Origin of the sequence: uncultured Methanobrevibacter sp. (genome assembly GCF_902801725.1) — an archaeon.
GTDB lineage: Archaea > Methanobacteriota > Methanobacteria > Methanobacteriales > Methanobacteriaceae > Methanocatella.
The window spans coordinates 32,355-58,688 of the sequence record NZ_CADCJB010000011.1; the positions used below are offsets into that span (position 1 = coordinate 32,355).

22 protein-coding genes, 1 tRNA gene and 1 pseudogene are annotated in these 26,334 nt (G+C 34.3%); 14 read left to right on the top strand and 10 right to left on the bottom strand.

Features of this window, described 5'->3' with window-relative positions:
* The first annotated feature begins 1 nt into the window (after position 1).
* Positions 2-1,051, top strand: coding sequence for a glycosyltransferase (locus QZV68_RS03325; protein ID WP_296878574.1), 1,050 nt, complete (start codon positions 2-4; stop codon positions 1,049-1,051).
* A 5-nt stretch (positions 1,052-1,056) separates the two neighbouring features.
* Here the strand turns inward: QZV68_RS03325 and QZV68_RS03330 are convergent, their stop codons facing one another.
* Positions 1,057-2,358, bottom strand: a complete 1,302-nt coding sequence (locus QZV68_RS03330) for an NAD(P)/FAD-dependent oxidoreductase (RefSeq protein ID WP_296878576.1) — start codon at positions 2,356-2,358, stop codon at positions 1,057-1,059.
* A 79-nt stretch (positions 2,359-2,437) separates the two neighbouring features.
* On the opposite strand from QZV68_RS03330, the gene QZV68_RS03335 reads away from it, so the two are divergent.
* Positions 2,438-2,716, top strand: coding sequence for a HypC/HybG/HupF family hydrogenase formation chaperone (locus QZV68_RS03335; RefSeq protein ID WP_296878578.1), 279 nt, complete (start codon positions 2,438-2,440; stop codon positions 2,714-2,716).
* Here QZV68_RS03335 and QZV68_RS03340 read toward each other — a convergent pair.
* From QZV68_RS03340 to QZV68_RS03380, 9 genes are all read right to left on the bottom strand, one after another.
* Entirely contained in the window at positions 2,710-3,213 is a 504-nt protein-coding gene (locus QZV68_RS03340; protein ID WP_296878663.1) for an amino acid-binding protein, read from the bottom strand. The two genes, QZV68_RS03335 and QZV68_RS03340, sit on opposite strands and share 7 nt — an antisense overlap.
* A gap of 159 nt (positions 3,214-3,372) precedes the next feature.
* A tRNA-Ile gene (locus tag QZV68_RS03345) sits at positions 3,373-3,447 on the bottom strand.
* Between the two features lie 115 nt (positions 3,448-3,562).
* Positions 3,563-3,847 (bottom strand): metal-sulfur cluster assembly factor, encoded by a 285-nt coding sequence (locus QZV68_RS03350; protein ID WP_296878580.1) that lies wholly within the window; start codon positions 3,845-3,847, stop codon positions 3,563-3,565.
* A gap of 89 nt (positions 3,848-3,936) precedes the next feature.
* Positions 3,937-4,845 carry a DUF5591 domain-containing protein gene (locus tag QZV68_RS03355; RefSeq protein WP_296878582.1) on the bottom strand — a complete coding sequence of 303 codons (909 nt, stop codon included), beginning with the start codon at positions 4,843-4,845 and terminating at the stop codon, positions 3,937-3,939.
* 2 nt (positions 4,846-4,847) lie between these two features.
* Positions 4,848-5,339 (bottom strand): TIGR00295 family protein, encoded by a 492-nt coding sequence (locus QZV68_RS03360; protein WP_296878584.1) that lies wholly within the window; start codon positions 5,337-5,339, stop codon positions 4,848-4,850.
* A gap of 8 nt (positions 5,340-5,347) precedes the next feature.
* Complete coding sequence (gene tfe / locus QZV68_RS03365) at positions 5,348-5,869, bottom strand: transcription factor E (protein WP_296878586.1); 522 nt, start codon at positions 5,867-5,869, stop codon at positions 5,348-5,350.
* Positions 5,870-6,015: 146 nt separating this feature from the next.
* The gene (locus tag QZV68_RS03370) at positions 6,016-7,215 is read right to left on the bottom strand and encodes a DegT/DnrJ/EryC1/StrS aminotransferase family protein (protein ID WP_296878588.1); all 1,200 of its coding nucleotides are present in this window, start codon (positions 7,213-7,215) and stop codon (positions 6,016-6,018) included.
* A complete protein-coding gene (locus QZV68_RS03375; RefSeq protein WP_296878590.1) occupies positions 7,212-9,107 on the bottom strand; it encodes a nucleoside-diphosphate sugar epimerase/dehydratase in 1,896 nt (631 codons plus the stop codon). The genes QZV68_RS03370 and QZV68_RS03375 overlap by 4 nt, the downstream gene beginning before the upstream one ends.
* Positions 9,108-9,236: 129 nt before the next feature.
* Positions 9,237-10,094, bottom strand: a complete 858-nt coding sequence (locus tag QZV68_RS03380) for a coenzyme F420-0:L-glutamate ligase (RefSeq protein ID WP_296878665.1) — start codon at positions 10,092-10,094, stop codon at positions 9,237-9,239.
* Between the two features lie 84 nt (positions 10,095-10,178).
* On the opposite strand from QZV68_RS03380, the gene QZV68_RS03385 reads away from it, so the two are divergent.
* From QZV68_RS03385 to QZV68_RS03440, 12 genes and pseudogenes are all read left to right on the top strand, one after another.
* Positions 10,179-10,751: a pyruvate kinase alpha/beta domain-containing protein gene (locus tag QZV68_RS03385; protein ID WP_296878592.1), complete on the top strand. Its 573-nt coding sequence runs from the start codon at positions 10,179-10,181 to the stop codon at positions 10,749-10,751.
* Between the two features lie 127 nt (positions 10,752-10,878).
* Positions 10,879-12,015 (top strand): cell division protein FtsZ, encoded by a 1,137-nt coding sequence (ftsZ, locus tag QZV68_RS03390; protein ID WP_296878594.1) that lies wholly within the window; start codon positions 10,879-10,881, stop codon positions 12,013-12,015.
* Between the two features lie 133 nt (positions 12,016-12,148).
* A complete protein-coding gene (locus tag QZV68_RS03395; RefSeq protein ID WP_296878595.1) occupies positions 12,149-12,328 on the top strand; it encodes a protein translocase SEC61 complex subunit gamma in 180 nt (59 codons plus the stop codon).
* 267 nt (positions 12,329-12,595) lie between these two features.
* Positions 12,596-13,066, top strand: a complete 471-nt coding sequence (locus QZV68_RS03400; RefSeq protein WP_296803757.1) for a transcription elongation factor Spt5 — start codon at positions 12,596-12,598, stop codon at positions 13,064-13,066.
* A 33-nt stretch (positions 13,067-13,099) separates the two neighbouring features.
* Positions 13,100-13,435: pseudogene (gene rpl11p, locus QZV68_RS03405) on the top strand (50S ribosomal protein L11); the annotation flags it as partial.
* Positions 13,436-13,614: 179 nt separating this feature from the next.
* Complete coding sequence (locus tag QZV68_RS03410) at positions 13,615-14,253, top strand: 50S ribosomal protein L1 (RefSeq protein WP_296878597.1); 639 nt, start codon at positions 13,615-13,617, stop codon at positions 14,251-14,253.
* On the top strand, positions 14,253-15,263 hold the full coding sequence (locus QZV68_RS03415; protein ID WP_296878599.1) for a 50S ribosomal protein L10: 1,011 nt from the start codon (positions 14,253-14,255) through the stop codon (positions 15,261-15,263). The genes QZV68_RS03410 and QZV68_RS03415 overlap by 1 nt, the downstream gene beginning before the upstream one ends.
* Positions 15,264-15,898: 635 nt before the next feature.
* Positions 15,899-18,460: a hypothetical protein gene (locus tag QZV68_RS03420; RefSeq protein WP_296878601.1), complete on the top strand. Its 2,562-nt coding sequence runs from the start codon at positions 15,899-15,901 to the stop codon at positions 18,458-18,460.
* A gap of 189 nt (positions 18,461-18,649) precedes the next feature.
* Positions 18,650-21,346: an alanine--tRNA ligase gene (gene alaS / locus QZV68_RS03425; protein ID WP_296878603.1), complete on the top strand. Its 2,697-nt coding sequence runs from the start codon at positions 18,650-18,652 to the stop codon at positions 21,344-21,346.
* A gap of 137 nt (positions 21,347-21,483) precedes the next feature.
* Positions 21,484-22,638 carry a tRNA uracil 4-sulfurtransferase ThiI gene (gene thiI, locus QZV68_RS03430; RefSeq protein ID WP_296878605.1) on the top strand — a complete coding sequence of 385 codons (1,155 nt, stop codon included), beginning with the start codon at positions 21,484-21,486 and terminating at the stop codon, positions 22,636-22,638.
* Positions 22,639-23,663: 1,025 nt separating this feature from the next.
* Positions 23,664-24,761: a fructose-1,6-bisphosphate aldolase/phosphatase gene (gene fbp, locus QZV68_RS03435; RefSeq protein WP_296878607.1), complete on the top strand. Its 1,098-nt coding sequence runs from the start codon at positions 23,664-23,666 to the stop codon at positions 24,759-24,761.
* Positions 24,762-25,209: 448 nt separating this feature from the next.
* Positions 25,210-26,280, top strand: coding sequence for a hypothetical protein (locus QZV68_RS03440; protein ID WP_296878609.1), 1,071 nt, complete (start codon positions 25,210-25,212; stop codon positions 26,278-26,280).
* Positions 26,281-26,334 lie beyond the last annotated feature (54 nt).

Below are 26,334 nucleotides of genomic sequence, written 5' to 3' on the forward strand. Positions count from 1 at the left end.
TATGAAAGCATTATTTATTGTTACGGGTAGAGGATTGGGCGGTGATGCAATGGTCGCTCTCAATACAATGAATGCTCTTGAAAGAAAAGGAGTCACTTGTGAAATTGCATTGGATGAGTCTGCTCACGGAACTCTATTTGAAAAAAACGGATATGAATGGCATAGAATTTCTGTTCCTCATGCAGGGGGGCATTCTGCAACCAAACTCTCTGCAGCAAAGGGTGCTGTCCAATTGTTTGTTGCCACCATAAAGGCAAGAAATCTTATTAAAAAATTAAAGGTCGATTTTGTCGTTGGAGTTTTGGGCGGGGGAGCTATTGTGGCCTCACTTGGTGGCAAATTTGCTCGCAAACCAACTTTTTCCTTAATTTCAACACCTCTTGATTCAGCAGTTTGTCCGAAATTCAATCAATGTTACATTTTACCTGAATTGGATAAGTTCAGATGGGATGAATTGCCTAAAAATATGGACAAGGCTTTCTATCCTCTCTCTAAAGCGGTAGATGAAGGGGATGCCAAGGTTGCTTATTCAAAACTTAAGGAATTCCCGAATTTTGACGAAAACAAAAAAACAATTTTATTTTCTTCAGGTTCATCTATTTTCAAAGGCACTATCAAAGCCATTAACTTGACTGCAGACTATACTGATGAGTATAACCTTGTTTTGGTTGGTTTGCCAATGTATGATGAATACATGGATCTCATTGATGAAGAAAGAATTATTTACGTGGGATATATCACATGGATTAATGATTTGTTCAGATTTGCCGATTTGACAGTTTTAACCGATGACGGTGTCTCCCTTGAGGAAGCTTTGGTTGCAAGGACTCCTATAATTGCGTTAACCAAAGTTAAATGGGGAAGATATCAGAATATGGCCGGTGTGTTTAAAGGTGCAATTATCGAATCTGAAGTGGATGATGTTTGTAAAAGCATAGAGGAAGCATTTGAAAATATGGATACCTTGAAAGAAAATGCTGTTATGTACGGTAAACTCTGTTCCGAAGCTGCCGATGATTTGGCAGATAGAATTCTAAAAAAAGTGAAATAGTGGTTTTACAACCACATATATTTTATTAGTTTGTATGTTGTGTCTGTTGAAGGATGGACTTCTAAAAATTCTTCATAATCATCTAAATCATAGTCTTCCCTCATCAGATAAGAGAGATATGCCACATCACTGGTAGATGATGGGGATATTGAATTAATTTTATTGATTTTGTTGTTCTTTTTATCGAACTCTATTTCTGCATAGCCTGTCTGTTCTGTTAGTATGTTCCAAAATGAGTGAGGTCCCGGAATTCCTGGGAATTTGACTATGGCTTTATCTTCATCGCTACATTCATTTTTTTCATTTTCAACAAAACTCACTTCAGTGTTCAAACTTATTGTTTGCGGAATACAACTGTAGCTTACTTTATTCGGATAGTTTGCCATATTTCTTGCAGCTACGCGCCCCTCCATTCTAGCTACTGGAGTTAGTTGATATCCTCCAATAACATCACCTGCAGCATATACATTATCAACATTTGTTTGCATCATTTCATTAACTTTTATTGTTTTGTCAGGATTCAATTCAACAAATCCTTCAGCTATTTCACTGTTAGGGGTTCTTCCTGTTGCGAAAAATGGAACTCCTTCTAACTCTTCATCGTTTTCTGTCAATACCTTGTTTTTGAAAGCTTCTTTGATGTTGGTGTTTTCAATAACATTTACATCGGGAATAATTCTTTTAAGGATGTATTCCTTTGTGGTTTCATTGATTTCCTTTAGGAATTTGCTTCTTGCAATAACATTAACTTCACTTCCGAGTGTTGAATAGATGTTTGCAATTTCACAGGCAATTATTCCTCCTCCGATGATGTTTAATTTTTCAGGGACTTCGTTTAATTTTAAGATGTCCTTGTTGGTTAATCCGAATTCACTGCCTCTGATATTTGGGATAAACGGACGTGCCCCTGTGGCAATTAGGAGGTTGTCATATTCAAGACTTTCATTGTTTACTTTTACGGTGTCTCCTTCGATACTGGCTTCGCCATAAACAATGGTATTTCCAAAACTTTCGTTTTCCAGTTCATTCAAATGCCTAAGAATTTTTTGTGTTTCGACAATCTTTTCTACAATTTTTTCGTATGAAACTTCGATTTGGCTTTTGAGAAATCCGTGCTTGTTGAATCTGTTATTAGCATCAATGAATTTGGTAACATCAGTCAGTGCACAGATAACCATACATCCCTCATTTAGACAAGTTCCAGCTATATGATTTTTTTCAATTAAAGTAACTTCTTCACCAAGTTTTCCGAGTTCTACAGAAGCCAACCTTCCTGCAGGGCCTGAACCGATAACGATATTCTTCATTTAATCACCTGTTTAGATAGTTTTATATAATACTAACTTTTAATACTATTAATATATTAAAATTTTGGAGATGGAAATTATGTGTATTGCAGCACCTGCTCATGTTGTTGAAATAAATAGGGAAGAAAATTGGTTGTATGCCGACTTTGGCGGAGCAAGACAACAAGCAAAATTAGACCTTTTACCTGATGTGGAAGTTGGAGACTATGTTTTAATCCACGCAGGGTTTGCAATTGAAAAATTATCTGAAGAAGCTGCTAAAGAATCTTTAGAAGCTTGGGAAGAACTTTTAGATATTCTTGAAAAAGAAGATGAAGAGATGGAAAAAGCAAGAATGGCTGATTTAGAAAATCAGTAAATTGATACTCTTGTTATTCCTTTTATTTTTAAAAATTCGTTTATTAAATCACCGCTTACCGGCTTTTCAGTTATGATGATTAGGGATGGGTTTTCCTGAAGTTCGGTATCTTCGGCATATGCCTGTCTTATACTGATTCCTTTTTTTGATATCAAGTTTGCTGTAGTGCCCAGTATGCCTTCGCTTTCAGATCCTACCTCTATTTCTATAACGCCCAATTCCAAATTTTTAGCAATATTTTTTAAGAGGGTTCCTGCAGGGATGATGTTTCTAAAAAGATTATACAATTCTTTATCATCTTTTATAACATCTATTGTGGATTTTATTACTCTTCTGTCGACATTGGCTGCTGTAGCCAATGCTTTATCACTTATTTTTAGATTGCCGCAATAAATTTTGCCGTCTTCATTTAAAGACAGTCCAAGTTCAATCATTTTTTCAGCAACTCGGATTCTTGCAGGGTACTTTTTGAATTTCTCGTTGATTTTTTCCCACATATTAATCATTAATCCTACTTTTTGTACATCTATGTTCTGTTAAATATAATATATAAAATTAATCATCAAAATGCCGATTTTTTCTCGAATTAAAAAAAGTCGATTAAATGTTTAAAAAGTTGTCAGGTAAACGAAATTGTCATAAAAATTAGTTAGAAGTAGGCTAGATGGGATTCGAACCCATGACCTCCCGGTTATCAGCCGAGCGCGCTAACCAAGCTGTGCCACTAGCCTATAAAAATTGTATCTTGACAGTTAACTGTCAACATTAATACTTATATTAATAGCTATATATAATCTTTTCGGTTTTTTTAAGATTATATATAGAATTAAAATAAGATTAAAAAAATTATCTGTTAATCATTTCGTTAATGGAGTCAGCCATAGCATGTCCTTCAACGATGATTTTAACATTTTCAATACCCTCAACGTTTTCAGCTCTGATTTTTGCATCAGCAGCAATACGGGTGATACTCATACATCCAGGGTTGGTAGGTTTAAGTATAATTTCGGCTTGATCGCCATCTACTGTAATATCTTGTACAATACCCATTTCTACAATACTGATTCCCATGTGAGGGTCATTAATTACAGAAACAGCATTTCTTATATCATTCACTAAATCTTCTGACATATGTAGTCTCCTAATTTTTTGTTGTATTTATAATTATTATTAATGATATTTATATATCTTTTGTTTACAATTCTTGAATAAATTAAAGGTTACTTTACTCTATGCTTGATTTTTACACCAATTCCATTGCTACATTCTTCCATTTCATGGCCGGTCATTACTGCTTTTCCCACGCCAACAACAGTGTCCTCTTTAACAACGACTACCTCATCATTTGGAATAATATTATGGTCAGCCTTTTGAATTCCCGGTGCAAATACTGTATTGGTTTCCAGGTTGAAATCAATATTCACGACATTAATTCCCAAGTCCTTAAGGATTTCTCCTCCTGGCAAATTAAGTCTGTATAATCCGTGATCCTTGTTGAGCAAAGCCAGCTGTTTTCCTGAAGATAATATTCTTTTGTGATACATTCCTTTGGTTTTAACATTATCTGGAATGAAATCACAGGCATCTTCACCGAACTGATACATTGCAATTGAACGCAATTCATGCAATGTTTTTTCTCTTCTGTTGACTCTTTGATGTTTTTTAAGTTCCATTCTGAGATTGTAAAGGGAATCAGGGGAAGTTGGTCTTTCATCAACACAAACATTAATAAAATCATCTACATACTGTTCGCAGGATTTCAAATAACCTCCTGAGAGGTTTGCAATTACAGTTTTTCCTTCACAATACTTCCGGATTAATTTTCCGCTTTCATCAATTTCATCTTGTGACCATGAACCGGTCGTACTCACATCATATGACTGGATTGGAAAAGTGTTTTCAAGTTCCCTTGGACATATTCCGAAGGGGGATGTGACAATAAGCTCCTGAAAGGATCTTGTAATTTTTCTGAATTTCTGATGTGATTTTGAATTTGAATAAGGTTTTTTCATACTGCACGGCAATAAAACAACAGTATCTCCAAGAGGTTTCATCATTTCCATTCTCTGCCTCCATCTTACTGCCTCCGGACGGTATAGGGATTCTTCACTTGAACATATTACTTTCATATTCATTCCTCAAAATGTTTTATCAGTTCTTCATCTAGTTTCAGCAATCTTTCAATGTTGTCGTCGCTGTCTTTTATTCTTCTTTTCCATTTTTTAATAACAAAATCAATATCCACTTCCTCGCTGCCGCTGATTAGATTGTCTGCATGTGCAACAATTTTTTCTTCAAGGGTTTGGGGAACGTAGGATTTAACGGGAAGGCCCAGGTTTTTTGCTTCACTTTCGGTAATCCCGGCACCGATATGCCTTTCGATAATGTTCAAAACGTCTTCGTCATAACCGTATTTTCGGGCGATTTCAACACCTTCAATTGCATGGGTTATCCCATGTGTTCTGGATCTTCCAATGTCATGTAATAAAGCACCTTTTCTAATTAGGTCTTTATCTGCATTGTCAAAATGAGAAGCTATTTCCATAGCTTTTTTATAAACGGCCTTTGAATGTTCAATAACATTTTCAGGAGTTTCTTCCTGTACAAGTAATTCAATTTCCATTTCCAATCCTATTTTTTTACTTTTTCATTGAAGGAATTAAAATTACTTTCAACCATTTTAATGTCTTCTTTGATTTGTTTGATGTTGGCTTCGTTGTCTTGGAATTCCAATTCGTCACCGCATGCAGGACATAAGAATTCATAGTCTGAAGCTGCATCAAAATCAAGTCTGACATGTCCTTGAGGACATATGAAAAACATGTTGTTTTCTTCACGTTCCAATTCATCGTTAAGCATTTTTAAATACTTTTCTGAATCTTTTATAATACGTGAAATAACTTCGTCAGTTTCAAATTTCCATGAATATGTGAACCATTGAGTTTCAGGGTCTTTACTTCTTTTGTAGCTAGCTAATCCCATATCATAAAGTCTGTAAAGAATTTTTCTAACTATATTTAATTTGATTCCAGTTTTTTTAGCTATTTCTTCATCGGTTTCAATTCCGTCGATTAATGCTTCAACAATTGGTAAATTGCTTTCATCTTCGACAACATTGGTTAATAAGGTCTTTACTAATGGATCGTCTATCATTTAATTGCCCCTAAATCTCATTATCACATTTTATTTAAAATGAAAATAGTAAAATAAACAAAAAATTATGATAACTTATTAAATTAATGTTAGTTATATCTTTTTTATTATAAAAATATAACTAATTTAAGATTAATTTTTCGACTTCAATAGTCTTTTAAAATGTCTAATAAGTTATCGGTAATGTAGTCAACTTCCTCGTCTGTCAGCTTGGAATATATTGGCAAGCTTATTTCATTTTCAAACAGACCATATGCATTAGGATAGTCTTTTATGTCAAATCCTAAATTTTTATATGCGGTTAACAATGGAAGCGGTTTATAATGGACATTTGTACTTATTCCTCTCTCTTCCATCTTGATTATGATTTCGTTTCTATCCTCCATGGATATGCCTTCGATTCTTGTAAGGTATAGGTGTCCTGAGGATTTGCTTGTTTCCGTATTGTGCTGAGGAATTATGACTTTCGAATCTTTGAATGCCTCATCATATTTTGCGATGATTTCATGTCTTCTGGCCAGCATTGAGTCATATCTTTCCAACTGTCCAAGACCTATTCCTGCCTGAACGTCAGTCATGTTGCATTTGTATGCCGGAAGAAGGATATCATATTCCCAGGATCCCTTTTGTGTTTTTTCAAGGGCGTCCTTGGTTTGTCCGTGAAGTGAAAGAATTTGGTATTCCTTGTATATTTTTTCATTATCCAATCCGTCATGGTCTTTCCAGGTAACTGCACCTCCTTCCGCAGTTGTCAGATTTTTAACTGCATGGAATGAGAAGCATGTAAAGTCAGCCAAACTTCCAGCTTTTTTCCCGTCTTTTATTGCTCCGAAACCATGTGCACAATCTGCAAGAACTATGATTCTGTTGAATTTTCCCTGAATTTCATTATCTGCTTCGAACAATTCTTTCTTATCTTCGATTATTTTGAATATTCTGTCATAATCACATAGGATTCCTGCAATATCCACTGGAATTATTACTTTGGTTTTTTCGGTGATTGCATCAGCCATCATGGAATAGTCCATTTCTTCCCTGTCTTTTTGGCTGTCCACCATTACAGGTGTTGCTCCGACATGGCAAATGACGCTGCATGTTGCAGTGTATGTATATGCAGGTACGATAACCTCATCACCCTCTTTGATGCCTAATAGTCTCAATGTCATTTCGAGGGCAGTGGTTGCAGCACTTAGACAAACGGTTTTGTCGGTGTTGCAGTATTCGCTTATTCTTCTTTCAAGTTCTTTTGTTTTCGGACCGGTTGTAATCCAACCGGATTTTAAAGCTGCAATAACTTCTTCAATCTCTTTGTCACTAATGTCTGGTGGTGAAAATGGTATATTCATATTTTATCTCCATTAATTTCTTCAGGACTTTTATAAGTAGGAACGCATTCTTTTAAAGTGTCTTTAATTTGGTCTTTGTCAGTAATGTCTTCATCAATCAATATTCTGAGTGAATCCAGTTTTTGCTCGATGTCGCCCATTGTAAAATTCATAGGCTCTGTGATGAATATCTTTTCATGGTTGGTCTTTTCAAGATTTTCCTCATCCATAAGCAATTCTTCGTAAATCTTTTCTCCAGGTCTTAAACCTGTAATTTCAATATCTATATCCACTCCCAATTTCAGTCCGGACAGTTCAATAAGGCTTTTAGCCAAATCATATATTTTGACAGGCTCACCCATATTCAATACAAAGATTTCTCCACCTTTTGCATAGGTTATGGATTGCAAAACTAAAGCCACAGCTTCAGGTATTGTCATAAAGAATCTTGTAATGTCTTTATGGGTTACTGTTACAGGACCTCCTTCAGCGATCTGTTTTTTAAATAATGGTACAACAGATCCGTTACTTCCTAAAACATTACCGAAACGGACAGCAACATATTCTGTTTCACTTTCCTTATCCTTTGCCTGGATAATCATTTCACATAGTCTTTTGGTAGCGCCCATTACGTTTGTCGGATTGACAGCCTTGTCGGTGGAAATCAGAATAAATCGTTTTGTTTTGTATTTGTCGCATGCATTGACCAGATTGTAAGTTCCGAACACGTTATTCTTGACAGCCTCTGAGGGGTTATTTTCCATTAGGGGAACATGCTTGTGGGCGGCTGCATGGAAAACAACATCTGGTGAAAATTCCTCAAACAAATCAAATATCCTCTGTTCATCCCTGATGTTTGCAATAATCGCTTTTATATCATTATTAGGATATTTTGCTTTCAATTCTAATTCAATATTGTATAGGCTATTTTCATATATGTCTAGCATCAGTAGCTGTTTTGGGTCATGGAGCATTATCTGTCTGCAGAGCTCTTCTCCTATTGATCCGCCCCCACCGGTTACCAGGACTGTTTTTTCATGAATAAGACTTTTGATATTGTTGTTGTCTAATTCTACAGGGTCTCTTCCCAGCAAGTCTTCAATTTCAACATCTCTTAGGCTGTTGAATAGATTTTCCTCGGTAATCACTTCCCTCAAACTTGGGAGCACTTTTATTTCAGCACCGGTCTTGCTGCAGATTTCAAGAATTTCTTTTTTGTCATGGTTGCCTATGTTTACGATTGTGAAAAAAATGGTGTCGATATTGTATTTGTGGCAAATTTTTTCAATATCATTTCTATTGCCTATAATTCTCACTCCCGCAACTGAGTATCCTCTGCGCTGTTTATTGTCATCAATAATTCCTATAATTTCATATCTTCCTTTTAAAGTAGTATTTAAAGTTTTAATGATGTCGTTAGCGGAATATCCTCCTCCGATAATCAGCAGTTTCTTCTGGTTTTCAGGAGTGTAGTTCAATCCCTTATTTGCCATATCTGACAGCAGAACGTATTTAATGCCTATGCGCATTACAAATATTATGATACCAATTATCAAACCAACGGCCAGATTGAATTTGATTGAAGGGTTTTTCATGTTAAATACGACTTCTTCGATTAGGGACACTATAATTATTGAAATAACTGAAAGGATTACATATATTAGATAGTCTTGATTATTTTCATATCGGACAATGTTGGAATATCTTTTTGTAACTCTAAATACAATTTGAAATACGATAATTGCCAGTATTATACTTATTATAAGTTCATTTCTTGTTACTGCACTTGTAGGATTCATTAAAAACGAATCTGTAATCAGCACGGATGCAAAGTAATATCCTAAAATGATTGCAATGCAATCAGCCAGCGGCAGTAAGATATTTCTGTATTTTCCTAACCTATCAATTTCCATCAAGACCAATCCTTCAATTAATGCTTTTTAAATAATAACAATTATTAGTTTAAGCATTTCTATTTATGTAAAATGTTTAATATAAAATTAGTTATTTTGCATTTGTATTGCGGGTGAGGGGTCTTTTGATTATTTTTTTCTGATGATCACTGCAGGCGTATGGGTTATGGAATCAAGAGTTTCAACGGTAACTTCGCTCATTTCAGTACCTAAAACTGATTTTACGCTATGTATTGTTTTCATTTCGGTTGAAAGTGATTTTTGATAATCCTCAGCAATATTTGCAAATTTCAGGCCATCTTCAACGCTGATTTTTTCACTGCAGCCCAACGGTGTTGATCCCATGTTTTCGGATAATTGTCCCTTGAAATAACCGAAAAATCCTCTGTCCGCTTCAATTCCATCTATGGCTATTGGAAGGCCTGTAAAATATTTTCCGTTTTTCATATATGTCGCATCGGTATCGATTATCAGCACGCATACTTCCTTTCCAATTTCCTTTTTAATTTTTTTTGCAACTTTTTCGGGATTTTCCGGAAGCAATGAAACGCAGGTTCCAGGGGCATTGCTTAAGTCTATTCCAGCTTCTGAAGCAGGTTTTAACGCATGTTTCAATCCATATAACTGAAGTACAACTTCCTTATGTGCTTTTGTTTCTTCGGGCAATCTTCTAAGATTTTTTATAGTTCTCTTTTTGATTCCTAAGAGAGGTCCTAAAGCGTATCCCCAAAGATATTTGCTCCATACTGTTGTTAGGAATTTTGCTGTTAGCGATGGTGTGTATTCGGATTCATCAACCAGTCTGTTTTGGGAAACTGAAATTGGAGTTTCAGCAATTACCAAATAATCTCCATCTTTCATTAGCTCCTTTGCGGGATTGATTATACAACTTAAATCTTCATTTGGCTTAATATATCCTGTTTCAATTGGAATTACAATATAATCTCCATTGATAACATGTTTTATATTTTGCAGTTCATCACTCATCATAAAAATCTTTTAAAACTAGTTGTTCAATATAGTAATATAGTAAGTTACTTTTATTAAATATAATTTTGGAGAGTGTGTTATATGGCAAGAAAATTCATAACATATTTTGATAAAGAAGGTGAAGATTACACTGACGAACTCATTTCAGCTGTAAAAGATAAATTGGAATTGTGCGAAAACATTAAAACTATTGTTATCGCTTCTGCATCAGGTAAATCAGCATTGAAACTTGCTAAAGCAGTTGGCGATAGGGTTAAAATAGTTAATGTTACACATCATTACGGCTTTAGCGGACCTAACGAATCCGACATATCAGAAGACATGATTAAAAAATTGGAGAATGTTGGAATAGTAACCTACTTCGGATGTCATGCGTTCAGCGGTGCTGCAAGAGGAGTTACCAATAAATATGGCGGATACTCTCCATTGGATGTTGTTGCAGATACTTTCAGAATGTTTTCACATGGAATAAAGGTTTCTGCAGAAATTTCAATAATGGCTGCCGATGCTGGTTTGATTCCTGTCGGTGAAGAAATCATTGCTATTGGAGGAAGGGGTCACGGTGTTGACAGTGCAGTTATATTGACTCCGGCCAATGCTAAAAACTTATTTGATTTAAAATTCCATGAAATTATTGCAATGCCTAGAGATTAAATTTTAAATATAATGAAAATAAAATATATTTTTTCACATTATTTTTAAAAGTAGTTGCATTTAAATATTAGTAACAATAGAAATATTTAACAATTAATTTTAATAGCAGAGTATGTGGGGTTAATTTGTGAAATTTATAGATGATGCAATCAAAGAATCCGAACAAAGAATGGAAGAGAAAACACCGGAAAAAATTTCTTCAGACATTGATGAAGAGCTTATTAATATAATGGATGGTGTTAAAACTAAAATTTTCGTTGTTGGTGCCGGTGGAGCAGGTAACAACACTATTTCAAGATTAAATGAAATGGGTATCGAAGGAGCAACAACAATTGCAGTAAATACTGATGCTCAAGATTTATTTTACTGTCAATCTAGTAAAAAAATATTATTAGGTAGAAAAACTTCAAAAGGATTAGGTGCAGGTGGAGAACCATCTGTCGGTGAAGAATGCGCCGAAGAAAGTGAAGATGAAATCAGAGAGGAATTGGAAGGTGCAGACATGGTATTTGTCACCTGCGGTCTCGGTGGAGGAACAGGTACAGGTTCAGCTCCAATTATCTCAAAATTATCTAAAAAATTAGGTGCATTAACTGTTGCTGTTGCAACATTACCATTTTCTGCTGAAGGAATTAAAAGAAGAGAAAATGCGGAGCAAGGTTTAGAAAAACTCCAAGAATCTGCAGACACTGTTATTATTATTCCTAATGATAAATTATTAGATGTTGCACCAAACTTACCTTTAAACAAAGCTTTCATGGTTTCTGACGAAATTTTAGGAAGAGCAGTTAAAGGAATTACAGAATTAATTACTAAAAGAGGTCTTGTAAGTTTAGACTTTGCAGATATTAGAAGTATCATGACAGGATCTGGAATGGCTATGATTGGTATGGGTGAATCTGATTCTGGAGACAGAGCTTTAGAATCTGTACATGAAGCATTAAGCAGCCCATTATTAGATATTGATATTTCCAATGCTACTGGCGCATTAGTAAACATATCTGGTAGTTCTGACTTAACATTACATGAAGCTGAAAAAATTGTCCAAGTTGTTGCTGATAAATTGGATCCTGAAGCTAACATTATTTGGGGTACTCAAATTGACGAAAGTCTTCAAAATACTGTTAGGACCACTGTGGTTGTTTCAGGCATTAGTACTGATTATGATTCTGATAATGAACCAGATATTGAATATGCTAATGATAATCAAGAATCCAGTTCAGCTAATGATCAATTAGACGATTTCATTGATGGAATTTTCTAATTCTATCTTATTATTTTTTTTCAATAATGCAAACATTTATTAATGTTTAAAATAAAAATTATTTTATTACTATTATTTTATTATAATTCATTTAACTATGGTTTCATAGTTTTATTAATTTTGGGTATTTAAAATGAATGTACAAGAACGTTTTGATAAATTTGTTAAAGACAGTAAAAGAGTATTAAAAGTATCAAGAAAACCAGATTGGCCAGAATACAAAGAATTGGCTAAAGTTACATCAATAGGTGTAATTATTATTGGTGTAATTGGTTTTGTTATAGTTTTACTCGGTTCATTAATTGGTTTATAGAACTTTAAATCATTTCTTAATCCAAATTTAAATTATAATAGAATTTTGTAATAATCTTATCTTTTTGATTTTAGATTTTTATCATTGAGTTAAATCTATAATCATCTATATGATATTATTAGAACCTAGGGAAGATGGGGGATAGCTTAGTCAATTTTCACATTTTTGTGAATTACCTAAGAATCTGCAATTTATTGCAGGCTTCAAATAACTTTTAACTTAATGTATGATTTTATTAACTAGTAAATTGAAATAGGTGAATTTTGCATGGAAGATACTAATAGTTCCATATATGCTCTTAAGACCTCTGCAGGTCAAGAAAGGAATGTTGCTAGACTTTTAGCTCGTAAAGCTAGAACTATTGATGGTATAGGCATTTCTTCAATTCTTGTTCCGGAATCTTTAAAAGGGTATATTTTAGTTGAATCTTCAACAAAAATAGATCTTAGGAACCCTGACTTAAAAGTACAGCATTTAAGAGGGGTTGTAGAAGGTAATGTTGGTATTACTTTCGAAGAAGTAAAAAGATTCTTAAAGCCAGAGCCAATTATTTCCTCTATTCAGAAAGGAAGTATTGTTGAGCTTATTTCTGGACCGTTTAAAGGTGAAAGAGCGAAAGTGGTTCGTATTGATGAATCACGTGAAGAAGTCGTTCTAGAGTTGATAGAAGCAGCAGTACCTATTCCGGTTACTGTTAAAGCTGATCAAATTAGAATAATTCAAAAGGAGGCTGACTGATGGCTAAAGATACAGTCGAAGTTCTTATCGAAGAAAGTGCCTGTAAAAGTTATCATTGATAGAGATACTAAAGATTTCGAAATCGAAATTGGTACTCCACCAACAACTGCGCTTATCATGGAAGAATTAGGCATCGAAAAAGCTTCTCATGAACCAGGTTTAGATATCGTTAATGATTTACCGATTGAAACCGCTTTAAAAATCGCAAGAATGAAATTCGATTCATTACTCGCAAACGATTACAAAGCAGGTGTCAAAGAGGTTATGGGAACCTGTGTAAGTATGGGATTATCTGTTGATGGTAAAGACCCAAGAGAAGCACAAAAAGCAGTAGATGCTGGAGAATATGATGATATCTTAGTAGAATAGATATCGTTTTTAAAATTTAATTTAAGTTAATTACACAGTGTATATGATGTTATAATTATGTTATAATTGATATACTGTTTTTAATTCATGCAATCGTTTAAGAATTTTTTTCTTAGTAATCGATACTCATGAAACCAAAAAAAGAAATCCAATGAACAATATGTTCATGGGGGATAAATATGACACAAGATGTAGTAAACGCGGTGAAGGAGGCTAAAGAACAATCAAAGCCGAGAAACTTCACTGAGTCCGTAGATATTATTATTAATATCCGTGACTTAGATGTCAAAAAGCCAGAAAATAGGTTTAATGAGGAAGTTACTCTTCCTAAAGGCCGTGGCAAAGATGTTAAAATCGGAGTCATTGCTGATGGGGAACTCATTGTTCAAGCTAAAAATGCTGGTCTTGACGTTGTCGTTAACAAACCTGATTTAGAAGAGTTAGGAAAAGACAGAAAAGCTGCTAAAAAAATGGCAAACTCTGTTGATTTCTTTGTAGCTCAAGCTGATATGATGCCACTCGTTGGTAGATTCTTAGGTCCAGTTCTTGGTCCTCGTGGAAAAATGCCAAAACCAGTGCCAGCTAGTATCAAACTTGATCCTCTTTTAGACAGATTACAAAGTACTGTTAAAGTTGGTGTAAAACAACAAGCAAGTATTCAAATTGTTGTTGGAAGCCAAGACATGTCAGACGAAGATATAGCTGAAAATGTGGAAACTGTTCTTACAGTCTTAGACCGCAATTTAGAAAAAGGAAGAAGTCAAATCAAGTCCATGTTTATAAAAACAACTATGGGACCAGTAGTGAGGGTGATCTAATGGCTCATGTTGCTGAATGGAAAAAGGAAGAAGTTAAAGAGCTTTCTGGGATTATTGGCGAATACGATGTAATTGGTATTGTCGATTTATTAAACATTCCTGCAAAACAGCTCCAAGAAATGAGAAAATCTCTCAAAGGCAAAGCTGTTATCAGAATGTCCAAAAAGAATCTCATTGATTTAGCTCTTGAAGATTGTAATGCTGATAAAAACAATATTGTTGATTTATCTGGACATATGGAAGGTCAAATTGCACTTATTGCAACCGAAATGAACCCTTTCAAATTATACAAAATATTAGAAGACAGCAAAACTTCAGCTCCTGCAAAACCAGGAACTATTGCTCCTGATGATATTGTTGTACCTGAAGGGGACACCGGATTTGAACCAGGTCCATTCTTAGGTGAATTACAACAAGTTGGAATTCCTGCAAAAATCGATAAAGGTAAAATCTGCGTACAAAAAGAAACTGTTGTTGTTGCAGCAGGTGAAGAAGTATCTAAACAAGTAGCGGCTACCTTATCCAGGATGGATATTAATCCAATGGAAGTGGGAATTGATTTAAAAGCAGTATACGAAGAAGGATCAGTCTATACTTCAGACGTACTCGCAATCGACGAAGAACAAACATTAGCAGATGTACAAAAAGCATTTTCAGGTGCATTCAACTTGTCTGTTAATGCAGCTATACCTACTACAAAAACTATTTCCGCAATATTATCTCTCGCACATACCAGAGCTGTCAGCGTTGGTGTAGAAGGAGCTATATTGACTTCCAAAACTTCAGAACCAATTCTTGGTCTTGTAAATGCTAGAATGTTAGCTATTGCTTCTGCAATTGCTGATAAAGAAGGCGCAATTGACGATGAATTAGCAGATAAACTTTCCAATGTTGCTGTAGCAGCCGCTCCAGTAGTGGAAGAGGAAGTTGTTGAAGAAGAGGAAGAAGAGGAAGAAGAAGAAAGTAGTGAAGAAGAAGCAGCAGCTGGGTTAGGAGCTCTCTTCGGTTAAATTAATTAATTAAAATTTTTATTATTAATAAACTAACACTTAAAAAACTAATGGTGATAACATGGAATATATATATGCGGCAATGATTTTGCACAGTGCAGAAAAAGATATTAACGAAGAAAATGTTAAAAGTATTATTGAAGGAAGAGGAAGAAGAAGAGGAAGAAGAAGAAGCTTCTGAAGAAGAAGCAGCAGCTGGATTAGGTGCTCTCTTCGGATAGATTTTTTAATCTATCACCTTTCTTTTTTTTATATTGCTTGTTTTTAAATTAATTTCATAGACGACCTATTTTTTTCTTGTTTAAACGATTACTTTTTTTTAATGATTTATAATTCAATAAAAATTTCTAATAAACTCTTTTTTTCCTCGCCAGGCGAAAAATCATAATAAAATAGGATTTCATGTTCATATCAACAAAAAAAATAACTGTTCAAAGTAATATTATTTTTTTCGTAAAGATTCAAACAAAATAGATTTATCTGAACTAATTTTCACCAAGTTTAAATATTATTCAACACTATATAAAGATTAGAGTTTAATTTATATCATTTTCATTTATGTAATTCATCTTTGACTTATGTAATAGTGGTACTCTTGCTTATCATTGATAAAACTCAAAATGGGAGAAATTAATATGAAATACTCGGTTTTAATATTGGCTTTAATTTTCAGTTTTGTATTAATCTTACCTGCATCAGCAACAGACATTAATGATGCCGTTGTTAATGTTAGTGATGTGACTGTTGATGAAGTCATTTCAGAAAACGAAAAAATTGATGTTGAATTAATTGCAAACGAGACTTATGGATTTTATGGAAATAATAATAATGAACTGGAAGTTCATGCGGCAGACAGTTATGGAAAAAATGTGGATAATGGAACAGTTCTTTTTATTGATGTATTCGGCAAAAATTATACTGCAAACGTGAAAGACGGTCTTGCAAAAACTAAGGTTTTCGTTGGCCAAACAGGCCAGTTCAATATAACATGCAACTATCTTGGAACCAACGAGTACAATAATGCCACTACAACCCTTCTGTTAACAGTTCCAGTTATAAATACAACCTGCAAAAACATTGTTGCATCTAAATATGGTGATACTGTATATTTCACAGGAAATATGTTGGCAGATTACAGACCATATAAGGGCCACGGTGATTTCAGTGATTTTGAAGAGGTAACTGAAGGAATTGTGACTGCATATGTTGATGGCGAAAGATTGGGAACATGCGATGTGGATGTTAACGGTAACTATGTATACATATGGAATACAACAAGAAATCTCATCGGCCAGACAATTAACTTCACAGGAGAGTTTTCAAACAGTAAAAAACATTATAATTCATCAAAATTCTCAAAATCATTTACTTTTGCACCGCCAAGCAATACAACAATATTATATAATATGACTCTTTTGGAAAACAACGGCAAATTGATTAGTGGAATTGTTACAGATGAAAATGGAAACAATGTCATTGGTGGAACAATCACCATCAATAACAAGTATCAGGCTATTGTTGATTCAAATGGTGAATTTAAATTTTATATTACTGATAAAACACCTCAAAAGGCTCAATATCAAATTGGTGTTTTTGATTGGGGATCCAAAGCGGATATTCGTGCTAACATCCCTTTAATGAATGCAATAGAACACACAGAACTAACTGATAAACTTATTGATTTATGTACTCAGGGAACTCCTTACATCAAATTTGGAAACGGAAACGGAAAAACAGTCGTTGTCAATGTAGGAACTCATGGGGGTGAACTTCCATCACAAGTTGCTGGATTTAAATTGATTAATCTGTTAGCCAACTATGGTGGTGAGATAAATGGAACAATATATGTCATTCCTACACTGTTCCCCGAATCAACTGCCAACAATACAAGAATATACAACGGCACTAATTTAAATACTGTAGCGGATGTTAATGGAACTCTTTCTAATCATGTTGTTTCATTAGCTGTGTCATTAAATGCTTCAGGTCTTGGAGATTTCCACAATACAAGACATAGTGATAGTGATGTGGGTATTACATGTGCAATGTGTTCTCATAATCCCACACCGGAAAGCTATTCGATTGCTAAATTCATTGTGGATGAAACCGGTTATGCTATTTTTGATTATGCGCAGGCAGGTGTGCCTTATGCAGGGGCAATTGAGGACTATGCCAACCTTTTGGGAATACCTTCAGTCACATGCGAATCACTATCAAATCATAGGGCTGTCGAATATGGTGCCCCGGAAATGTCATTTAATGAAATGCGTGCATTTTTAAGATATTTCGCATTTGATGTTGATAAAATGGTTAAAATTAAACCAGAAGATTCATCTGACTTATCTTTAGAATTTACAAGTCCTTACAATTATAATCCGTCCTCAGAAAACATATCCTATGAAACTAAAATCATCAATAATAAAGATATTACAGTTGATTACGGTGCGGGCCAATATTTCTCAGTTAAAGTCGTGACTAGCGATGGCAAAGAGGTAGGTGCAGGTGCTGTTGTTGCATTCACTATTAATGGCAAAACCACATCAGTGAAAACAGATGATAATGGAGTAGCTAAAATCAAAATCACTGAGGTTCCTAATGTCTACCCAATAATCACATCTCACAACAATAAAAACTACACCAACAAGGTCACTGTAAAGTTAAATTTCAAAACATGTAAAATTGTCAATAATAAAAATATTAAAGTTGATTATGCTGGCGGATCTTACTTCCGTGTAAAAGTCGTTTCAGCTGATGGAAAAGTGGTTGCTAGCGGTGCTCCGGTTAAATTCAGGATTAACGGTAAAACAACATTAGTTAAAACAGACAAAAAAGGAATAGCAAAAATAAAAATAATTAATGTTCCTAAATACACAATGGCCACCAGTTTCAATGGCAAAACTTACAAAAACACTGTAACTGTAAAACAGGTGTTGACTGCTTCAAAAGTCACTGTTAAAAAGACAGCTAAGAAATTTACCTTAAAAGCAAAACTCAAAATCAACGGTAAACTCGTTAAAGGGAAAAGGATAATATTTAAGTTCTACGGCAAAACCTACAGAGTCAACACTAATTCCAAAGGTATTGCGCAGAAAACCTTTAATAAGAATGTTATCAATAAACTCAAAAAATCCAAAAAATACCCCGTTAATGTGAGTTACATTAAAAACACAATCAAAACAACAGTTAGTGTAAGGTAGATGATTTAATTCATCTACATTCTTTTTTTTAATGTTTTATGAGAAATTTTCATACGTGTGCTTTTGGTTCTTTAAAAACTATTTTTCAAATTATGAATGAGTGATGAAAATATTAATGATATTTCTCAATTAATTATTTATTAAACAAAAAACATATTTTATACTAATAAATGATTAGAACTGATTTACATGGTAGAAATTTTTAATGAACTAGGTTATAAAAAGCAAACTTGTAAAACTTGCGGACAGGAGTTCTACTCTCAGGTGGATAGGGACACCTGTGGGGATGCTCCCTGTGATGAGTATGAGTTTATTGCAAATCCTGCTACCGATAAGCCATACAATTTATATGAAATCCAAAAAGTTTTTAGAGAATTTTTAGAAAGTGAAGGACACACACATGTCCACAGATATCCTGTATTGGCCAAAAGATGGAGGGATGATGTATTTTTAGTTGGAGCATCCATTTTCTGTTTCCAGCCATGGATTACATCAGGCCTTGTTAAGCCGCCTGCCAATCCTATTGAAATGGCTCAGCCTTCAATCAGACTAAACGATGTGGATAATGTTGGAAGAACAGGTCGTCACATGACCTGCTTTACAATGGGAACACACACTGTAATCAACAAGGAAGATGATTTCATCTATTGGGAAGACCGTACAATTGAATTGTGTCATAAATTCTTTGAACATATTGGAATTAACACAGAAGAGATTACATTTATCAAATCCTGGTGGAGTGGTGGAGGTAATGAAGGTCCATGTTATGAGGTCTGCTGCAGAGGAGTGGAACTTGCAACCTTGGTATTCATCCAATATGAAACCCTTGAAAACGGGGACAAGAAGGAAATTCCAATCAAGGTTGTGGATACAGGTTATGGTCTGGAACGTATCGCATGGATTTCACAGGGAACACCAACCGCCTATGATGCATGCTTTGCACCTGTCGTTGACAAACTGAAAGAATTGACTGGCGTTCAAATCAATGAGGACATCCAGGGAAGAAATGCCCAAATTGCAGGAATGATGGATATCGAAGATATTGGGGACTTGAAAGAACTCAGACAACAGGTAGCCGATAGTTTAAACCTATCCTTGGAGGATTATTTAAAAGCAGCCGAACCGATGGAAGCGATTTACATTATTGCAGACCACACAAGATGTTTGGCATTCATGCTTGCTGACGGCATCATTCCGTCCAATGTTAAAGAGGGGTACTTGGCAAGACTGGTTTTAAGAAGAACAATCAGGTTCATGAAAGAATTGAACATGAAAGAATCATTGGCGGATGTAATGGCAATACAGCTGGACTTCTTATCCAAATTTTATCCTGAAATTCGCGATTCAGAACAACATATCATGAATATCATTACCCTTGAAGAAGAAAGATATGCTTCAACTGTCAAAAAAGGAAAAAGCATAGTTAAAAGGTCAATCAAAAGACTTAAAAAAGAAGGCAAATCAGAAATGCCTCTTGAAATGTTAATAGATTTGTATGATGCTCATGGAATTCCTCCTGAAACAGTTGTTGAAATGGCTGGCGACAGCTTTACCGTAAATGTTCCTGATAATTTCTTCACTCAGGTTGCAGGAGCTCATGAAAAGGATACATCCAATAAAAAATCATCATTTAAAGTAGACTTCCCTGAAACTGATTTATTGTTCTATAAAGATTTCTACCAAAAAGAGTTCGAGGCGGAAGTTTTAGGTTTTGTTGAAAAAGATGGGGACAAATGTTTAATCTTCGATAAAACTGTGTTCTATCCTGAAGGAGGAGGTCAACCTTCTGATATTGGTGAAGTTTCCATTGGTGGAAATGTATTTAAAATGAATCATGCTGAAAAAATTGACAATGTTGTATTGCATCATGTGGATGGAGACATCACAGATGATGTTGTCGGTAAAAAAGTTGACGGCAAACTTGATTGGGATAGGAGAATAACACTTGCGCGCCACCACACAGGAACTCACCTTGTAATTGCGGCCGCAAGAAAAGTTCTTGGCCAACACATTTGGCAGGCCGGATCTCAAAATGGCCTGACCCGTGCACGTATAGACCTTTCACACTACAAACGTATCACACAGGATGAATTGAATGAAATTGAAAAATTAGCCAATGAATATGTAATGGATAACATAGATTTGGATATTCAGTTCCACACAAGGGATGAAGCACAGGAATTGTACGGATTTGTGCTTTACCAAGGAGGTATTGTTCCTGGAAAGATGATTCGTGTAGTAAAAATCCCTGGAGTAGATGTACAGGCATGTGCAGGTACGCATGTTTTAAGAACTGGTGTGGTGGGTCCGATTAAGATTAACAAAACTGAAAGGGTTCAGGACGGTGTTGAAAGAATTGATTTCTCCGCAGGTCTTGCGGCAATCGATTCAATGCAGCATGATAACCAACTGCTGCGTGAAAGCTCCGGAATATTTAAAGTTGACAATGACCAGCTTCCAAAAACATGTGAAAGATTCTTTACAGAGTGGAAAGCACAGAAAAATGAAATCGATAAACTCAAATCACAAATCGCTAATCTTAAAGTTAATTCCTTGGCTGATGATTATGAGGATATCAATGGATTGAAAGTTGTGTCAGAGTTGATGGAAGCGGACTTTAAGGAGCTTCAAAAGATTGCTACAGACTTTACTGATGATGAAAAGGCGGATGTTGTCATTTTAGGTAACAGTAACGGAAACATTGTCGGAGCCGCTTCACAAAATGCAATTGACAGAGGAATCAAAATCAATGAAATCATCAAAACTGCGGCAGGAGTGCTTGGTGGGGGCGGCGGAGGTCGTTTAACTTTAGCACAGGGTGCAGGTAAAAACACTGATAAGATGGATGAAGCTATCAAAACTGCTGTTGAGTTAATTAAAGGATAATTTTATCCTTTTTTCTTTTTTTACAAAACTTTATAAATATAAAACTTAAAAATTATACTTGCTGTTATATTTAAAAACTAGTATAGAAGGGATTACTATTTTTTTCAGCGTGTACTAAAATTTAGAGAGTTGTTTAAATGAATTATGATTTAATTATTGCCAGGTATGGTGAAATTGGACTTAAAAGTCCTAAAATAAGGTCACGTTTTGAAAGAAAGCTAGTTAAAAATATTAAAGCTACTTTTGAATGCGATGTTGAAAGAAATCAAGGAAGAATTTATATTCACCCAAAAGACTTTGAAAATGGTGTGGAAAAGTTAAACAGAGTATTTGGTGTTGTATCTTACTCTCCTGCAACTTCAACACATACAAATTACGAAGATATTGATAAGACTTTGACAGAGTATGTTGAAGATTTAATTGCTGAAGGTTTAATCGATGAAAATACCAAGTTCGCCATTAAATGCCGCCGTGTGGGAAATCATGATTTCACTTCACAGGAAATGGCTGCCCACTGTGGTGGTGTTGTAAGAAATGTTGTTTTGGCTCCTGTTGACTTGACCAATCCTGATTTGACAATCTTTGTTGAAGTGAGGGAAGATGATACTTATATTTTCCATGAAAAAATCAAAGGGCCGGGCGGACTTCCGTTAGGAACTCAGGGAAAAGTTGTCGTATTGCTGTCCAGTGGAATAGACTCACCGGTCGCAGCATATCTGATGATGAAAAGAGGGTGTGAAGTTGTGGCCTTGCACTGTAATAATGATCCGTTTTCAGGCCCAAAAGTTACTGAAAACTTTAATTTGTTGGTTGACCAGTTAAATATTTATGCTAAAGGAACTCCTATTAAAAGGAGGGTTATTGATTATGGTGAATATTTGACTGTTGCTAAAGAGAAAGCCCCTGAAAAAATGACCTGTGTTTTATGCAAGTCTGGAATGTATAGAATAGCTGAAAAATTGGCCCTCAAATTGGGTGCTGATGCAATTGTTGATGGAAGCAGTGTCGGTCAGGTTGCTTCTCAGACATTATCAAATATTTTAGCAACCAGATATGGTGTGGATATGCCGATTTTATCACCATTGATTGGTTTGGATAAAGAGGAAATTACAGAAATTGCCAAAAATATTGGAACCTTTGAAATATCTAAAATCGATGATGGAGGATGTAGTGCTGTTCCAAGATATCCTGAAACTCGTGCTGATTTGGAAAGAGTTAAAAAAGCATGTGAAGATATGAATCAGGATGTCGAAATCGAAAAGGCTTTTGATAATATTAGAAGACTCGATTGAGTTTTCACATTTTCTTTTTTTTAGTCGGTTTATTTTGTTAAGGCTTTGTTGGTGAAATATAGTCTTACATTTTCTGTTTTCAGTTATTTCTTCTATTTTTGGTTGTGCTATTCTTTGTGCATTGCTTTCCACTATTTTCATGTTTCCACGCACAGGGTTTGATATTGTTTTGTTTGTCGATTAGTTTTATGCGATTTGTTCGTATTTTTAGGTTTCTTTTATATAAAATAAGTGTTTGCAGTGGTAAAAATCATATATAAGAAATATTATTACATTTTGTGAATGAAATGCAAAATTGTATGCAAAATTCAAAATGTATCATGATTAATTGCCTGAGATCATTTGGAGCTAGTGGAAATGTCAAGTTGTTATCATGGGTGTCATTACTTAAACCCTAGTGAAAGTTGAAAATATGGGAAGGTTGGTTTAACAATCAAGGGGTCGAATAAGATTACATATTTATACTAAAAAAGGTATTATAATAATATAGTTAAAATCCATTACTTGGATTACTTTTTCAGATATTTCTTTTAGACGTGTATCCGAGTGGTCAAAGGAGTAAGATTCAGGGTCTTATGCATTAGTTGCTTCGTGGGTTCGAGTCCCACCACGTCTATTTCTTGTTTTTTAACTTTTTAAGAGTAAATAGTGTCTTAAATATTGTTTTACTTAAGTTCATTTTTGGCAACGTATATTTCAAAAAAAGATTCAATTCAAACATAATCAATGTTTTCGCAAAGTTTAAAAAATCTAAAGGAAAAAATGAAAAATGCTTAAAGTCAAATAATTTCTGACAACTCTTGAATATTATTTAAAAATGGAAAAGAAAATCTTGTTTATGGAATTTTTTTTGAATAACTTAATTGATTTGTTTTTCATTGAACCTCTTCGGATTGTATAAGTCGGTGAATTCTTGCACAATAAAGTTAAAAATAACTCTGTTAACATAATAATATAAATACTATACATCATAAAAATAATAAATGTCTAGTAAATAATTAATTTACTAATTTGAGGTATTTAAAATGAAAACTACTGTTAGTGTAATTAAAGCTGATATTGGAAGTGTGTCCGGACACTGTGTCGCACACCCTGAATTAATGGATATTTGTGATGAAGTTTTAAATGAAGCTTTAGAAGCAGGTATCTTAAAAGATTACTATATATCCCGTTGTGGAGACGATATAGACTTAATCATGACCCACGACAAAGGTGTAGAAAACGAAGAAGTACACAAAACCGCATACGATGCATTCATGAAAGCTACTGAAAGAGCACGTGAATTAAAATTATACGGTGCAGGTCAAGACTTATTATCCGATACATTCTCTGGAAACATCAAAGGTATGGGTCCGGGTGTAGCAGAAATGGAATTCGAAGAAAGGCCATCTGACCCTGTGTTAATATTCTGCTGTGACAAAACCGAACCTGGTGCATTCAACTTACCAGTATTCAGAATCTTTGCAGACCCATTCAACACTGCTGGTCTTGTAATCGACCCATCCTTACACGATGGATTCAAATTTGAAGTATTCGATGTAATCGAACACAGAAAAGTTATCTTAAACTGTCCTGAAGAAATGTACGACTTGCTTGCATTAATCGGTTCCACCGGAAGATACGTAATCAAAAGAGTATGGAAGAAAAACGGTGAAATCGCAGCTGCAATAAGTACCGAAAGATTAAACTTAATGGCTGGTGAATACGTCGGTAAAGACGACCCAGTATGTATGGTAAGAGCACAATCTGGTTTCCCTGCAAACGGTGAATGTGTAGATCCATTTGCATTCCCACACATGGTAAGTGGATGGATGAGAGGATCCCACAACGGTCCTATGATGCCTGTTTCAGAAGCAGAAGCAAACCCAATCAGATTCGACGGACCACCTAGAGTAGTAGGATTAGGTTTCCAAGTAGCTAACGGTGAATTAATCGGACCAGTCGACTTATTCGATGACCCTGCATTTGACCCTACCCGTGAAGAAGCTGCTAAAATCGCAACTTACATCAGAAGACACGGTCCATTCGAACCTCACAGATTACCTGCTGAAGAAATGGAATACACCTCACTTCCTGGTGTAATGGAAAAATTAGAATCCAGATTTGAAGACATGGATGAATAAATTTAAAGAGATTTTATTCTCTTCTTTTTTTTTACTTTTTTTTGACATTCTGCTACTTTTTAAATTCTTCTAGAAATTCTAGAAATGGATTTTTCATTTTGCCTAATTAAGGAATAATTGGCTTTTGATGGTTCTTATCCTGTTTTAAAATTACTAATTCTTAAAAAAATTATAATATAAATAAAAATTGAAAAAATTTGTTCAAAATATAGTAATTTTTTTAAATAATAAAATAATTAAAAAATTTTGCAATTTAATTTCACATAATTCATTTAGGTAGCAATACTTATATATGTATTTAATTTAATTTAATAATGTGTAACATATTATGTGGTAAGTTTGTTCATTATATGTTTTTTGAACAAAAATGAGAAAATTTCTAATAATATGCGAATTTTAATTTATAATTAAATTTGGAGGTAATATTATTTTTAATAATAATAAAATATTGTTATTCATATCAATAATTTTTGTTTCTTTAATTGCTGTAAGTGCAGTAAGTGCTGCTGATAATGTAAATGATACCGTTGCAGTTTCTGACGAAGCAAATATTGTTGCTGTAGAAAATGATAAAATTGTAAGTATAGATGATAATGATAAAATTGCAAGTGCGGTTGTTGAAGAATCAGAAGTCATTGCTGCAGATGATGCAGATGAAATAGTAAGTACTGACGATTCTGAAAAAGAAACTGTTGTATCAAGCGGTTCTTCATTCGGAAACGGTTCCAGCATTGATTTCTCAAAATTGTTTAATGGAACAAGTATAACTTTCGGTAATGGAACAAGTTTCAATATGTCAAGTTTATTTAATGGGACTACCATAAGTTTCGGTAATGGAACAAGCTTCAATACCTCAAGCTTATTTGGTGCTAATATTACTTTCGGTAATTCAAGTTTCAATATCTCAAGTTTAATAGGTGGAAATGGAACCTCTTTTGATTTCTCTAAGATTATGGATCTGATGGGTGGTACTCCTAAAGAGTCTATTAACGCTACTGATATAAGTAAAGTTTACACTACAAATACTAAATACAAAGTTACTGTCATGAAAGGTAATGAAACTTTAACTACTGGAACTGTTGTGTTCACTGTTGATAATAAGGAATATACTGGCCATATCGGAAGTGATGGTGTTGCTTCTGTTGTTTTAAAAAATTTAAAACCTGGAAATCATTTTATCATATCAGAATATGGTGATGTTTTAGTGAAAAATATTATTTCAGTTAAAAAAGCAAATCCTAAATTATATGCTAAAAATAAATCTTTCAAGGTTAAAGCAAAATATAAAAAATATGCTGTAGCTTTAAAAACCAATGAGAAAAAAGTTCTTAAAAACACTAAAGTTATTATTAAAGTTAATGGTAAAACCTATTCTGCAAAAACTAACGCTAAAGGAATAGCAGTCTTCAAATTAACCAAATTAACTAAAGTGGGCAAATTTTCAGCTACTGTTAAATCTGCAGCTACTGCCTGTTACAAGTCAGTATCTAAAAAAGTTACAATTGTTGTTAAAAAATAAATTTTTTTCAGTTGTATTAAGTTTTGAGTTTAATACTCAAAACCATCTATTTTT